Origin of the sequence: Kitasatospora sp. NPDC059327, assembly GCF_042752535.1 — a bacterium.
Classification (GTDB): domain Bacteria; phylum Actinomycetota; class Actinomycetes; order Streptomycetales; family Streptomycetaceae; genus Kitasatospora.
Genome location: NZ_JBHYYB010000161.1, coordinates 1 through 13,573 on the forward strand (window position 1 = coordinate 1; position 13,573 = coordinate 13,573).

General features: G+C 70.7%; 11 protein-coding genes and 1 pseudogene. 6 read left to right on the forward strand and 6 right to left on the reverse strand.

Going from position 1 to position 13,573, the window contains the following annotated elements; all coding sequences use genetic code 11:
• Nucleotides 1-6: 6 nt before the first annotated feature.
• Entirely contained in the window at nt 7-660 is a 654-nt protein-coding gene (locus ACFXHB_RS42280) for an Ig-like domain-containing protein (RefSeq protein WP_380582122.1), read from the reverse strand.
• A gap of 33 nt (nt 661-693) precedes the next feature.
• Entirely contained in the window at nt 694-1,998 is a 1,305-nt protein-coding gene (locus ACFXHB_RS42285) for a hypothetical protein (protein WP_380582124.1), read from the reverse strand.
• A gap of 983 nt (nt 1,999-2,981) precedes the next feature.
• On the opposite strand from ACFXHB_RS42285, the gene ACFXHB_RS42290 reads away from it, so the two are divergent.
• The 5 genes from ACFXHB_RS42290 (at nt 2,982) to ACFXHB_RS42310 (ending at nt 8,746) form a co-directional block, all read left to right on the forward strand.
• Complete coding sequence (locus ACFXHB_RS42290; protein WP_380582126.1) at nt 2,982-3,749, forward strand: squalene/phytoene synthase family protein; 768 nt, start codon at nt 2,982-2,984, stop codon at nt 3,747-3,749.
• Between the two features lie 628 nt (nt 3,750-4,377).
• Nucleotides 4,378-5,364 (forward strand): hypothetical protein, encoded by a 987-nt coding sequence (locus tag ACFXHB_RS42295; RefSeq protein WP_380582128.1) that lies wholly within the window; start codon nt 4,378-4,380, stop codon nt 5,362-5,364.
• Nucleotides 5,365-6,258: 894 nt separating this feature from the next.
• Complete coding sequence (locus ACFXHB_RS42300; protein ID WP_380582130.1) at nt 6,259-7,938, forward strand: CocE/NonD family hydrolase; 1,680 nt, start codon at nt 6,259-6,261, stop codon at nt 7,936-7,938.
• Between the two features lie 287 nt (nt 7,939-8,225).
• Nucleotides 8,226-8,384, forward strand: a complete 159-nt coding sequence (locus tag ACFXHB_RS42305) for a hypothetical protein (RefSeq protein WP_380582132.1) — start codon at nt 8,226-8,228, stop codon at nt 8,382-8,384.
• The gene (locus tag ACFXHB_RS42310; protein ID WP_380582134.1) at nt 8,381-8,746 is read left to right on the forward strand and encodes a hypothetical protein; all 366 of its coding nucleotides are present in this window, start codon (nt 8,381-8,383) and stop codon (nt 8,744-8,746) included. Before ACFXHB_RS42305 ends, ACFXHB_RS42310 begins: the two co-directional genes overlap by 4 nt.
• Nucleotides 8,747-9,286: 540 nt before the next feature.
• Here the strand turns inward: ACFXHB_RS42310 and ACFXHB_RS42315 are convergent.
• The 4 genes and pseudogenes from ACFXHB_RS42315 to ACFXHB_RS42330 all read right to left on the reverse strand — a co-directional run bounded on the left by ACFXHB_RS42315 (nt 9,287) and on the right by ACFXHB_RS42330 (nt 11,896).
• Complete coding sequence (locus ACFXHB_RS42315; RefSeq protein ID WP_380582136.1) at nt 9,287-9,589, reverse strand: carbohydrate-binding module family 14 protein; 303 nt, start codon at nt 9,587-9,589, stop codon at nt 9,287-9,289.
• Nucleotides 9,590-10,095: 506 nt separating this feature from the next.
• The gene (locus tag ACFXHB_RS42320) at nt 10,096-10,419 is read right to left on the reverse strand and encodes a thioredoxin family protein (protein ID WP_380582138.1); all 324 of its coding nucleotides are present in this window, start codon (nt 10,417-10,419) and stop codon (nt 10,096-10,098) included.
• 251 nt (nt 10,420-10,670) lie between these two features.
• Nucleotides 10,671-10,922 (reverse strand): annotated as a pseudogene (locus ACFXHB_RS42325) (transposase); the annotation flags it as partial.
• 56 nt (nt 10,923-10,978) lie between these two features.
• Nucleotides 10,979-11,896: a RimK family alpha-L-glutamate ligase gene (locus tag ACFXHB_RS42330; protein WP_380582140.1), complete on the reverse strand. Its 918-nt coding sequence runs from the start codon at nt 11,894-11,896 to the stop codon at nt 10,979-10,981.
• A gap of 267 nt (nt 11,897-12,163) precedes the next feature.
• On the opposite strand from ACFXHB_RS42330, the gene ACFXHB_RS42335 reads away from it, so the two are divergent.
• Nucleotides 12,164-13,573: bifunctional folylpolyglutamate synthase/dihydrofolate synthase (locus ACFXHB_RS42335; protein ID WP_380582142.1), on the forward strand; the 1,410-nt coding region annotated here is incomplete at its 3' end.

Here is a 13,573-nt window from a genome sequence, read left to right on the forward strand (position 1 = left end):
GTCCCCTCAGGAACCGACTCGATCCGGTGATCCGTCAGCGAGCTCATCAGTGACTCCCTTGATCAGGGTGTCCACCGAAATTCTGATACTCCCGCCGGTGGTCTCGGCGACATTGACCGCGCCGGTGATCCGGCTGCCGCAGACCCCGAACTGGGTCGCGCCGCGCGAGTCGATCCCGGTCGCCACTGTCGAGTCGGAGACGAACAGGGCCGCGCCGGGCTGGACCAGCACCGGGCCGTTGACGGTCGCGTTCAGCACGCAGGTGCTGCCGGTGGTGGCGAGCACCGTGCCGACGGTGCCGGTGACGGTCCGGGTGCAGGTCACGGTCTGGGTGAGGCTCTCCAGCGGGCCGGCCAGGTAGTTGCCGTCGCCGCCGTAGGAGGCGGTGATCGTGTGGGTACCGGGCGCCAGGTTGGACCAGGTGAGCGTGGCCTGTGCGCAGTGTGCCCCGCCGCCGGGGGCGAGGGTGCCGGTGCCGAGGAGCGTGCTGCCGTCCCGGAAGGTGACTGTCCCGGAGGGTGGCAGCGTCGGGTTGGTGCTCGGCGGTGCCGGGCAGACGGTGTCGGTGAAGGTGACCGGTTGCCCGAACGCCGCCGGGTTGGCCGACGAGGCGAGCGTCGTGGTGACGGAGGCCTGGTTGACCGTCTGGACCAGGGTCATCGCGGTGTCGCCCTGGTAGTTGGCGTCACCGTTCTAGGCGGCGTCGACGTTGTGGCCACCGACGCCGAGGGCGGAGGTGTTGGCCGAGGTGACTGCCTTGAGCTGCTGGAAGTCGCCGAACAGCCGCTCACGGGGGGGACCGGCGGTGCCGACCTGCGTGGTGTAGGTCTGCAGCACGGTGTCGGTGAACGTGGCCCCGTGGTCGGCGCTCCGGGCGAGGTGCGCGGAGAAGGTGGGGAAGCCGCTGGCGTTGTCGCCTTCGGAGGTCAGGTAGAGGACGCCGACCGTCCCGTCGCCGAGTACGGCCACGGATGGGAGCACCGCGTCGGTCGAGGTGGAGACGTTCACCTCGGCGCCGACGTTGAGGCTGCCCGCGCCGTTGTCGGTGAGCCGCCTCATCCGGATCTGGTTGGTGCCCGAGACGTCCACGCCGTAGGCGACGAACACGTCGCCGTTGCCCGGGTCGACGGCGGCGTGGTGGACGCCGCCGATCAACGCGCTGACCCCGCCGAACTTGAAGCCCTGGTTGCCCTGGTCGCTGCTGACCGTGGCGACGGTGATGCCGCTGGTGTTGCTGTCCAGGGTCCAGTTCGCCCCGCCGTCGGTCGACCGGTTGAGGCGGATGGTGACGGGCTGGGGCTGGCTGGCCGTGTTGCTGCCGCCCTCCTGGTAGAGGGCGTACATGGTGCCGTTGCGCGGGTCGGGGGCCAGGCGGAGCCCGCCGTTGATGCCGTCCTGCAGGGCGCCGATACCCACCGGCTGGTCGTTGGCGACGGGAAAGTCGACGGGGCTGGCGCCGCGCGAGACGGCCACTCGGTCGTGCGGCTGGGTCGCGGTGGCGTTGAAGTCCTGGAAGCCGACGTACACGTCGTCCTGGCTCGCCGTGGTCGGGTCACGGTTGACGATCAGCCAGGGCTGGTCGGTGTTGGTGCGGGTGTTACTGGTGAGCTGCGTGGTGGTAGGGGTGGGGTTGTTCCAGCGCCATGACGAGGCCTGGGTGGGGTCGGTGGTCGAACCGGAGACCACCTGGACGGTGCCCGGCGGGCAGGTGAGGAAGGTGCCGTAGAGCGTGCCGTTGCGGCCGTAGTCGATGGTCTGGTCGCACGGGCCGCCGGAGGTGTTCGCCACGCCCGGGGGTACCGGGATGGCCGCCTCGTCGGTCCAGGTGATCCCGCCGTCGGTGGAGTAGAGCAGGTCGGCGGTGTTGTTCCAGGCGGAGCCGGCGGACGCGAACCGGGTGATGGCGATCTGGTGGGGGTCGGCCGGGTTGATCACGATGGACGGTTCGCCGAACGTGGTCGAGCTGCTCGCGGCGGCGTCCGCGTCGACGACGTACACGCCGGGAGCCCGAACGTGCGGGCACACCGCCCTGGGGGTGGAGGGCCCCGGTCGGGTCGTGCGGTCGCGCGGCTGGTCGCCGGCGCCCCGGTTCGCGGACACGGTCGGGCTTTCGTCCGCCCACGCGTTCGCGGACGACAACAGCGGACCGACTGCCAGCGACAGGGCGAGGGCCGCGCCGAGCGGCCGTCTGAGCGGGATCGGTCTCCGCCGGGATGCGGGTCTCACAGGGCCCGTCCTCTCGTGAGGCGGTCAGGGCGAGCACAGCTTCCGATCGGGCGGGCCGACCCGGTCACGGGGCACACCCGACGACCATCCGTTCGTACTCGAAACTCAAGCCGATCGGCCCACGCCCACACCCCGGCTCCGTGCCGCCACTTCGGTGGAAGGACCCCGGCGTCCTCGGCGCCACCGGACCTGGAGAGCACGGCCGCTTCGGCCGCCGCCCCGAACGCGGCGAGGACGAGAACGAGGACGGCTTCCACGAGGAGCGGCGGGCCGGAAACCGGCCCCCGCCCTCCGCCGACAGCACGTGGTCCGTCTCCCGCCGGTCTCGTTGCGGAGCCGGGTGGTGGTCTCGTCGTGGTGGCCGAGGGTCCGCGACGATGGGGCAGCGTTCCGGGCACGACCTGCTTCACAAGCTCGCAAGCGTGCAACGCGTGCACGCCGTTGCGTGGTGGAAGGGGTATCCGTCCCCGCCGTTGCGGCGTGGACTGGGCGTTGCCGGATCGGCGTCGACGCACGGTGCGGGCTCACCATCACCGCGGCCGGCCCGGCCCGGGTGCTACCGCCGCGGCCGGATCCACGCGCCGCCCGCCGCGGCCGGCGGTGGGCGGTGGGCGGTGGGCGCCGAGGACGGGACCACCGGTGGCGGGGGTGGGCCGGACACCGGCCCACCCCGCAGGACCCGACCGGGCCCCGCCCGGCCGCCCAGGCCCTTCCAACCCAACGGACCAGCAGTGCCCCACGAAGGGGGAGACACGATGACCGCTCTCGACGACGCCCACGCCATGCTCCGTACCTACAGCACCACGTGGTACGAGCCGGTGATGGCGATGCCGCCCGGCCTGAACGAGGCCACCAGCTGCGCATACCTGCTGATGCGCGGCATCGACGAGATCGAGGACCATCCCGCCCTCGACGGCCTGACCAAGGCGCGGCTGCTGGAGCGGGTCGCGGGGATCTGGCAGAGCCGGTACACAGCGGCCGACTTCACCGCCGCCTTCCGCGGCCACGAGGCCACCCTCCCGGAGGTCACCCTCCGGCTCGCGCAGTGGTCCGCGCTCGCACCGCCCCAGATCGGGCCGCGGGTGGTGGAGACGTTCATCGCCATGGCCGAGCGCATGGCCGACTGGGCCCGCCACGACTTCACCGTCCGCACCCAGGCCGACCTGGACCGCTACACCTACGCCGTGTCCGGCACCCTCGTCCTGCTGCTGTCCGACCTGTGGGCCTGGCACGACGGAACCCGCGCCGACCGCACCCACGCCATCGGCTACGGCCGCGCCCTGCAGGCCGCCAACATCCTCATCGACCGCGACGAGGACACCGGCCGCGGCGTCGACTTCTGGCCCCACACCTGGCAGGCCGACGACATGACCCGCTACGTCGGCACCGAACTCGCCCTCGCCGACGCCTACCTGGCGGCCCTCCCGCCCGGCCCGGCCCGCACGTTCTGCGCCGAGCCCCTGAACCGGGCCCACCTGGCCACGGGCATCCGCCCCCGGACCACCACCGCCCGCACACCATGACGGCCCCCGGCGACGGGAGCGCATCGGCACGGGCGACCGACCCGCCCCGGCCCTTCCCCAGCGCCTCCCACCCGGGCGCAGACCGGATCGAGGAACGGACCGCCACCCGGCCGGAGAAGTCCGCCCTCCACGAGGAACTCACCCGCCACACCGGCTGGGGCCTGCCGGCGTCCATGACGCGCAGCCGCAGAGACCTGGACCGTACCGTCATGGCCGGCAGGATGCTGATCCGGCACGGCCAGTACGAGGAGGCGGGCTCCGAACTCCCGGCCGCGGACGGGGACCCTGTCCGCGGCGCTCGGAACATGCTGCCCTGCCGGCAGATCCTGGAGGACCCCGAACACCGTCGCCACCCCGGGACGGGTCAGCCGGTTCGATGCGAGCCCGACCCGGCAGATGCTCGGCGCCGCCTGCGCGATCCCGCACGACACCACCGGGACCCGGCCGACACTCGGCGGCCACCTGGCCGACGCCTACGTGCACGGCCGGTACGCGCCTTTGCGAGCCTTCACCGCGGCGTGCCGACAGGACGTGACACGACGCGGCGCGCGAAGGACCCTGCGGTCAGCTGCACCCGCGGCTGTGAGTTCCGGTTCGAAACAGACGAGTTGACCGAAGAAGGAAGCCGATGACGGAGTTCGACGCCTGGAACGAGGATGCGTTCTCCCGTTTCAGCCACCCTTTCCCCTGCGCCGTCCATCCGGACGTCGATGCCATCGCCGCGCATCTCGACACCTGGTCGGCCGGGATCGGGGACGAGACCAATGCGCTGGTCGCCCAGCAGCAGATCGCCGGTCTTGCCGCGTACCTGTACCCACGCGCACGGCGCCAGCCGCTGGACACGATCTTCCTCCTCGCGGTGATGGTCGCCTGGATGACGTCCTACGACGAGGCCGGATTCGAAGTCCCCTCGCTGCGAGGGGACATCGGCCGCACCGCCGGCAACCTGCTGTGGGCGCAGGAAATCTCCGAGGACCCCGACGCCGAACTGCCCGCCGGCACCGACCCCTACCTGCACGCCTGGCGCCAAGCACAGCTCGACCTGCGCCGCCTCGCCTCAGGCTCGCAGGTGCTGCGGTTCAACCACGGGCTGACACGGCTGTTCGCGGCCTGCGGCGCGGAGTCGCTCTACATCACCGCCGGCGTGGTGCCCCACTACCGCGAAATGCTCATTCTTCGGCGTATCGCCTCAGCCATAGGCACCCACGGCTGCTCCACGCTGCTCGAGGTGGGCGGAGGCTACGAACTGCCCGAGGCGACCTGGAGTCACCCGGACCTCATGCGCCTGGGCCGGCTGTCCGACGACATCACCCGTTACTTTAACGACGGCATGGCCCTGCCGCGTGACATGGAGTTGAGCCACGTGCCCATGAACGTCGGTGTCGCCATCGCCCGCGAGGACAACCTCGGCCCCGACCAGGCACTGGACCGCCTGGTGACCCTGCACCGCGAGCGACTCGACGAGTTCTGCCGACTCACCACAACCCTGCGCAGGACAGCCGGCATCGAGCTCCGGACCTACCTCACCGATCTTGAGTACTTGATCAGCGGGCATGAGCACTGGTACCGGACCACGAACCGGTACCACGGCACGGAAGAATTTGCACAGGGGTGAGCAGCGAGGACATTCCCGAACCGGTGGTCACACGCCCGTGGCGTCCCCCGGACGGACCAAGGCCGCGAGTGAGAGCGCGGCCGCCCCGGAGCCGGCCCGCGCAGGGGGTTTGGTCCTACCGGGCATGACGGATCGCCTGGGTGACGGCACGGCAGGACTGGTCCGACGGCCGGGTGATCGGGGCGACACCCAGGGGGCGGCGCAACTTACCGGAACGCCTCCGCCCCCAGGCCCCTGAGCCGTTCGTCGTGGGTCCTCTCCCGTTCCTCCGGCCGCAGCAGCGTGACCCCGTCCATCAGGAGCAGTCCCGCCACACCCGGTATCGACCCGTTGAACCCCAGGGTGCTGGCAGAACGGCGAGTGGCCCTTCCCCTCCGTGCGGGGATCGACGTCGGTCGTGCAGACCTGCACGTAACTCCCCTATCAGTCACGGCTTGTGAGCCTAACCGGGGCCACCGACAGTCGGGTCCGGGAGCGGCAGCCGCGGTGATCGTGCGTGTGGTGCTCCAGTCGGAAAAGCCCGGGCTCGGCACGGCGATCCGGTGCCGCTGCCCAGCGCGGGTGCTGGTGCAGGGCCGGGACCCAGCGGCTTCCCGTCGGGGTCGAGCGGGAGGACGGTCTTCTTGAGGTGGCTGTTGCACAGTGAGCAGGTGAGGACGTGGTCGGTTACAACGGAGCGCTTCGGTCGGCGAGTCGAGCGTTGACGCCGGGTTCGCAGGTGCGGCCGATCCGGGCGTCGTTCCTCTACGGGCGGGATCGTTCCGTCCGGGTTTCACCAGTAGACGATCACTCGTTCGGGTGAACGGCATGGATTGCCTACCAGGAATGATCACACCGGAACGAACATGTCTGTGACAGACCATCAGAGGCACTGCCACGGAAGGCGGAACATCCATGCCGGTCAACGGATCCCCGGAGAACCCGTTCGCGCTCAGCCCCGACGACGTCGCCAAGCTGGAGGCGATCCGCGAGGCACTGCTCGACCCGTCGCCGCGCCGGATCGGCAGGCTCGACCAGTGGGGTCTTGCCGACACCTACGAGGTGCAGGCCGAGATAGCCGAGTACCGGGAGTTCCAGATCACCATGGCGGACGGGACCCGGATCGACGCCGGCCTGAGCACACCGCGCAACCTCGCACCGGGACAGACCTGTCCCGCCGTCGTCATGCCGGCCCCGTTGAACGACTTCGGCCGGCTGGCCTACTTCGGCACGATCCCGCGCTGGACCCAAGGCGGCTACGCCGTCCTGACCTACAGCCAGCGCGGTCTGGCCCGCTCCGAGGGCAGGATCCAGGTCGCCGGCCCCCAGGACATCGCCGACGGCGTCGAGATCCTCGACTTCCTCACCGCGCAGAAAGGCATCGACCCGGAGCGGATCGGATGCTTCGGCGCCTCCTACGGCGCCGGCACCAGCCTGCTGCTCGCGGCGAAGGACCCCCGGGTCAAGGCCGTCGCGGGCGCCAGCGCCTGGGGCGACCTGTTCACCTCGCTGTTCGAGAACGGCACCCGGCACATCAAGGCCTTCGAGGCACTCGTGGCCCTGTTCCACGAGGACCGCTGCTCCGAGGAGTTCCAGGCGATCATCAAGAAGATCCGCGACAACGTCATCGACGAGGACGTCACGAAGTTCGCCGAGCTCCGCTCGCCGATCGAGCAACTGAAGGCCTACAACGACCGCGAACTGCCGATCCTGATAACCACCTCCTGGCACGAGACGATCTTCTCCGTGCCCGCCGTCGTCGACCTCTTCACCAAACTGCAAGGCCCCAAGTCGCTGCTGGTGCAGATCGGCGACCACGGCAACAGCGAACTGCCCGGCCTGTTCGGCGGCATCTCCAAGCCCACCGAGATGACCTACCGCTGGATGGACCACCACCTCGGTGGCGCCGCCGGTGACGGCGCCGAGCCGCAGTTCGGCATCCGCTCGGAGTACATGCACAACCTGCTGTCCGACCTCGCCCACGACGACTGGGCGGAGTACGCCCTCCCCAAGCAGCGCTTCCACCTCGGCGCCGTGCCCGCCGGGAAGCAGGACGCGCCGATGGCGCAGGGCCAGCCGCAGCCGGGCTGGACCCGCTCCGTCCAGGCCGCCGGTCCGGACACCGGGATCGTCGTCGCCCCGAAGCTCGTCCAGACCGGCGTGGCCGAGCGGGTGGGGCTCCCGCACGTCTACAAGACCGCGGAGATCAAGCGCGACGTCGCCGCCGTCTGGACCACCGCGCCACTGGAGCGGCCGATGCGCGTCCAGGGCGAGCTGGAGGCCCGGCTCACCGTGCGGCCGCAGACGAAGAACGCGACCTTCACCGCCTACCTGCTGGACTGCGACCCGGCGACCGGCCGGGCCGCGATCATCACCCACGCCCCCTACACCCTGACCGACCAGCAGGCCGCCACGGTGACCTTCCGCCTGCAGCCCGCCCACTACATCCTCGCCAAGGGCCGCCAGCTTCAGCTCATCGTCGACAGCTACGACCCGTTCTTCGCGGACGAGAACACCGTCCCCGCCGCCCTCGAAATCACCTCCCCCAAGGGCAACGAGTCCTACATCGACATCCCCCTCGCCACCCTGCCGTAACACCCGCACACCCCACCGGGCAGCCACGCCCACCAACCAGGTCCGGTCCGCGACACACGCGGACCGGACCTGTCCCACACCCGGCCACCGCGCCGGCCCCGTCCGACCGGCCTCGCGCACCGCGTCAGGCGCAGCACCGGTGACGACCGACATGCCCAGCACCCGGCCCCGCCCCGCCACATGTGCCAACCGCGGCCGGGGAATTCCCGCCGCTCAGTCCGGGTCCGCCGGCCGCGGCGTCGGCGGCGTGCCAGAACATCAGCCGCACCGACACCCAGGTCGACGGAGTGCGCCGCGAGATCGTCCGGATCGACGCCGACGCCGCGGCCGGCCTCGAACCGTACCCGATCGCCGCACGCCAACAGCATTTCCGCAGCCGCCGGGCCGAGATCGTCCAGCGCCACGAAGCGGGCACCGCTCGCACGACCCGCAGGGTCCGACAATGACCGCACCCACGCACGAGCCCGACGCCGACACCGGATCGCACCGGGCGGCCGACCTCGTGCGGATCGTCGGCGAAGCCCTGGCCCACCGCCCCGACGAGAACCGCTGGAAGGCCTTCGCCGACGAGGCCCGGGCCGTCACCGACGCGATGGTCCGGCTCCTGCTCGGCGCGCCCCTGCGCTCGGACGGGAAACTGACCATCGTCTCGCGCGCCGCCGAAGCCGGGCTGCGGCGCAACAAGCTCACCCACAAGCACACCGGTCTCAAGGACCTCTTCAACGCGCTGGTCAAGAACCTCCAAGCGGTCCGGGCAGTACCCGCCCCCGCACCCCCGCCCGGCACCGCAAGCAGGACGCGGACCTGACACGTGTCCGCTCCGAACGCGACGCCCTGCGCGCTCTCCCAGCAGCAGGCCCGCGTCATTCACGTCCTGGAGGTCGAGAACCGGCAGCTGAAAGCCGCTGCGGCCGCCTGCGATCAGGACCACGCGGCCCGCAGCGGTGTCACGGACCCAGCCGCACGCCGCCGGAGCCGCGGCCCAGGGCCGGGCGAGCCGCGGTGACCGCCCGCCCGGACCTCGACGTCTTCACCGTTCCGGCCGCCGACGGGCGAACACTCACCGCCCACGCCCGAACGACGACACCGCGCACGGGTCAGCACCCGTCGGTGCCGTGCCCCAGCGCCCGCCGGCCTCCGGGCAGTACAGGGTGGACCGACCTGGCCCTATGGCCGGGCGCGGAACACTGCTGAGGGTCGCCTCCCCCGACGTGATCACCCGCATCGACGCAGGCCGGGCGCCGGCTCTTCGACGGAAAGCGGAGTGGTCTCACCAACAGCCGCCACGACCTCCCCAACGCTCCGTCCCGCCCCGGCAGCCGCCGCTGCGACGAGGAGTGCGAGCCCGTCAGGCTTCCCCGATTTCCGGGTCGTACGGAGGCCGGGCTTCCGGCCGCGAGGCGTCGACCGGGTGCACGCACACCCCCGCCGCCTCGTAGACCAGGCCGGGGCCGCACTCGAAACGGAAGGCCGTGAGCGTGCCGATATCGACACACCGGTAGAAGGCGTGCACGTCGTCGGGGTCGGAGAAGAAGCCGGCGGACGGGCGCTGGAAGGCTCGCAGCGGCGGTGGTCCGGCAGCCGAGACCGGAGACACGAAGGTGACACCCGCAGCCACCGCCGCGCCGAACGCGAGAACAAGACGCTTCATGACCCGATCAACGACGTCGGCGTTCCTGGGTCACTCTCTCCTGCGCATGCCCGCCCCCGCCGACCGCGGGCCCGGCCGGCCGTGGCCCCGCGGCGCCCGGTCCTGGACCGCATAGCGGCCCAGGACCTGCTGGTCAAAACCGAGCTCCACCCCCGGGCGGTGGTCTACCACCGCACCGCGCCGAGCGCGCCCGGGCCGCTCCCGCAGGAGGCCACTACGTCCTGAACCCGCCCGCGCACCCGCGTGAAGAAGGGGCCGGGCCGCCGCCAACTCCCACATCGGCGACGGCCCGTGACGCCCCTCGGACACACAGCTGACACCCATGTCATCGGCTGTTCTGGCCGCAGCGCCTTGGTCGTGGGCGGCGAAGGTGCGGCAGAGGGTGGAGTTGCCGACGCCGAGTTCGGGGTCGATCGCGGTGACTGGTTCGTTGGCATCACAGCACCGAGGCACGACCGAAATCCCTGGCGAAGCGCGCGGCGACCGGGCCGCCGCGCGCAGAGCAACTACAGGCCGTTCAAGGCCTCCAGCTTCTCTTGAAGCTGACTCTCCTTGTCACTCTCCAAGGCCGTCAGGGCCTCCGTGTCATCATGGAAGAACTTGAAGGCGGGCACCGCCGAGACACCCTGCTCCTCAGCCACACCAGAAAGCGTGTCGACGTCGACGGACACGCACACGACGCTGCCGTATTTGTTCGAGAGCGTCGTGAAGACGGGGCCAATCTTCTTGCAAGGCGATGCCCATTTGGCCGTGAAGAATACAGCGACCTTTGCGTTCTTGCTGAGCAACTCTTTGAACTGCTCGGAACTGGTCGCTTCGATCACTGACATCGACTCTCCGCTCTCGCGCTTCCTGGAAGCCTGTCCCTGCCCTGCTTCGACACACCCGGCCGGTCCACAGAAGCCGGGCCCCTCCTGCTCGTGCAGGCCCATCATTGCGCAGATGGATCAAGGACGAGGCGAAACTGCCGGAAGAAACCACGCGCGGGGCTCTCCAGTTGACACCGCCGTCACCCGGACCCCAAGCCCCCGTTGGCCTGCGACACTCCGCACAAGGGCCGCGCGGGCATAGGCACGTCTGCAGCCAGGACGGCCGCGAGGACCTTGGCCCACGTTCGGTCAACCGGCCACCGCAGCAGGCGTTTGTGAGCGGTCCTGAACGAGCCGAGCTCCTCGGGCAGGCCCCGCCACGGCGCACCGGTGCGGTACCGCCACGCTATGGCCTCCAACGTCCGCCGATGATCAGCCCACCGACGCCCACGCACCGGGTCCGTCGGCACCAGCGGACCGATCCGCGCCCGCATCGCATCCGTGACCACCAACCGAACCGACACGTCCGATCAACATCTCAACCCGCCAAGGAGACACGCTTGAGGAGTCGGACAGGCTGTCACGCGCCGAGGCGCAGTCTGCAGGTGGCGAGGATGGCCGATGTCACATATGGAGGGTCTTGGCCCCACTGTGGGCTGGGGTTGATCTCGCACAGCGTGAAGCCGCCGTCCGAACGGAAGAGCAGATCCACTCCGGCCAGGCCCAGTCCCAGGGCGGCCGCGGCTCGGCAGGCCATGTCCTCGGCCTCCGGAAATCGTCCCGGGTGGTAGTCCCCGGACGCGCCGCGGGAGAGGTTCGACTTGAAACCGCCCTCGGTGTTCGTGTGCACCGCGGTCGACACGGCCTGGCCGTCCACGACGACGACGCGCAGGTTCCTGCCCTTGGAGAACGACAGGAATTCCTGGAAGAGGTAGGGCACGTTGTGTGCGAGGCTCCCGGCGACGTCCGACAGCATCGCGGCGTCGGGGGCGAGGAAGACCCTGTTGCCGCGGTTACCCCGCACGGCCTTCACGACGCGCGGTTCGTCCGCCCCGTGACGGATGACCCGATCGAACGGCGCGTCCGCGTAGGACCAGCTGTCGGGCACCGGCAGACCCGCCGCCGCCAGCTCCTGGAGCTGGCGGAACTTGTTCGCGCAGAGGAGATAGGACTCCGCCGAGTTGATCAGGCTCACGCCCATCGCCTGGAGATGGCGCAGCAGCGTGATCTCCCGATCCATCGACAGGCGGTCGGCCGACAGGCGGGCGTACGCGACCTTGGGTGGCAGGAGCGTTCGACCGGTGAGATCGTGCAGCGTGAACTTCCCTCCCGCGATCTTGTAGACCAACTGGTCGGAGAAGACCACGCTGGAGGGCCCGAACCGCTCGCCGAAGGCCTCCGTCAGGTGGGCACTCATGCGCCCGCGCATGCCGGGGCCCAACAGCAGCCAGACCGCGGACGGGGCGCCGTCACCCGTCGCCGATGCCTCCTGGTCCACAGCAGCCCTCCTGGACAGCACTGGTCTCTCTTCGTCGGGTTCAGGATCTCGCGTCGGCCGGACCGCCGTCCCGGGAACACCCGGACGAGTGATCACCGGGCCGTCCGTTCGAAGTCGGACGTTGGACGTCCATGGCGCTCTTGCTTTCTACTGCCGTTGCGCTGTTCCCCGACGAACCCCTCCCGGGTTCACTCTCAGGGGTGTACGGGGCGGGCCCTGTCCCTGACGGAAGGTCTGCCGGGTGCCCGCGCGGGGGAGTACCACGCAATGGACTACCAGGACTGCGCGGACCTCCTCGAACGACTGCACGGCAGACCGCGGGGACTGCCCCACGGCGAGCTGAAGGCCAACGTCCCCAGGCTGCTGGCGGCGCTGGGCAGCCCTGAGCGCGCCCTGCGCGGGATGCTGGTGGTCGGAACGAACGGCAAGGGATCGACCTGCGCGTTCGCCGTCTCGGCCGTGGGTGCCTCCGGCGTGCGGGTGGGCAGTATGCCCAGCCCGCACCTGCAGGAGCACCGGGAACGGATCCGCGTCGACGGCGTCCCGGCCTCGCGCACCGAGTACGCCGCGGCGTTGGGCGAGGTCTGGCGGGCCGTCGAGGCTCACGCGCTGCCCGTCCTGGTCGCCGGCCTCCACACAGTCACCGCCGCCGTGCACTTCCGCAGCGCCGGAGTGTCCTTGGCCGTCGCCGAGGCGAGCATCGGCGGCAGCTCGGCCGCGGCCGCGAAACTCGGACTCGACGTCAAGGTCGTCACCGGCATCGGACTCGACCACGCCGACCTGCTCGGGAACTCGATCGCCGAAATCACCCGCGCCAAGGTCACCGCGACGCAGCGCGGCGACCACGTCCTGCTGGGACGACTGTGCCCCGAAGCGGCCACCACAGCGCGGGAGGTCCTGAAGGAGCGCGCCCCACGGTCCGTGTGGCGCATCGGCCACGAGATCGGCTACAGCGTCCGCACCGTCGAGGGCGACCACGGACCCGAGGTCCTAGTCGACGTCACCACGCCCCGCACGGTCCACCACGACCTGCCCTGCCCGCTGCCCGGCGCCCACCAGCACCACAACCTCGCGCTCGCCGTCGCCGGGATGGACGCCATGGTCGAACGCGGCCACATCCCGGCGCCGGACGGCACGCACCTGCGCGAGCGCCTGGCCGCCACCCGCTGGCCCGGGCGCCTCGAACTCCTCCCCGACGCCCGTCTGGACGACTGGAAGGGCCAGGTCCTCCTCGACGGCGCCACCAACCCCCAGGGCATCACCACCGTCGCCCCGGAGATTCTGGCCCACGCCCGCACCCACACCCGGACACACCCCGACCAACCACCCGCCGTCGTCTTCTCCGCGTTCGAGGACAAGGACGTCGCCGCGATGCTCGCTCCCCTGCCCACCCACTGGCCCCTGGTGCTCACCCGCACCCGCTCCCCGCACTCCTCCAACCCCTCCACCATGCACAGCCTCCTCGACCCCGCCCGCCACGGCCCGGCCCTGACCGCCGACGACACCCGAACAGCACTCCACCGGGCCGGCGAACTCGCCGGACCCGACGGCCTGATCATCGTCATCGGCTCGCTGCGTCTGGGGGTCTATCAGGATTTCGGTGTACGGCACCCGTTTGGGCTAGGTGTTGATCTTGCTGTGGGTGTGGGCCGGTTGGCTCACACCCGTCCGGCTGAC

Bases quoted from the DNA above. Each gene is read 5' to 3' on its own strand.
- ACFXHB_RS42310 (WP_380582134.1), top strand. From the start codon at position 8,381: ATGACCGCACCCACGCACGAGCCCGACGCCGACACCGGATCGCACCGG.
- ACFXHB_RS42315 (WP_380582136.1), bottom strand. From the start codon at position 9,589: ATGAAGCGTCTTGTTCTCGCGTTCGGCGCGGCGGTGGCTGCGGGTGTC.
- ACFXHB_RS42290 (WP_380582126.1), top strand. From the start codon at position 2,982: ATGACCGCTCTCGACGACGCCCACGCCATGCTCCGTACCTACAGCACC.
- ACFXHB_RS42280 (WP_380582122.1), bottom strand. From the start codon at position 660: ATGACCCTGGTCCAGACGGTCAACCAGGCCTCCGTCACCACGACGCTC.
- ACFXHB_RS42300 (WP_380582130.1), top strand. From the start codon at position 6,259: ATGCCGGTCAACGGATCCCCGGAGAACCCGTTCGCGCTCAGCCCCGAC.
- ACFXHB_RS42320 (WP_380582138.1), bottom strand. From the start codon at position 10,419: ATGTCAGTGATCGAAGCGACCAGTTCCGAGCAGTTCAAAGAGTTGCTC.
- ACFXHB_RS42295 (WP_380582128.1), top strand. From the start codon at position 4,378: ATGACGGAGTTCGACGCCTGGAACGAGGATGCGTTCTCCCGTTTCAGC.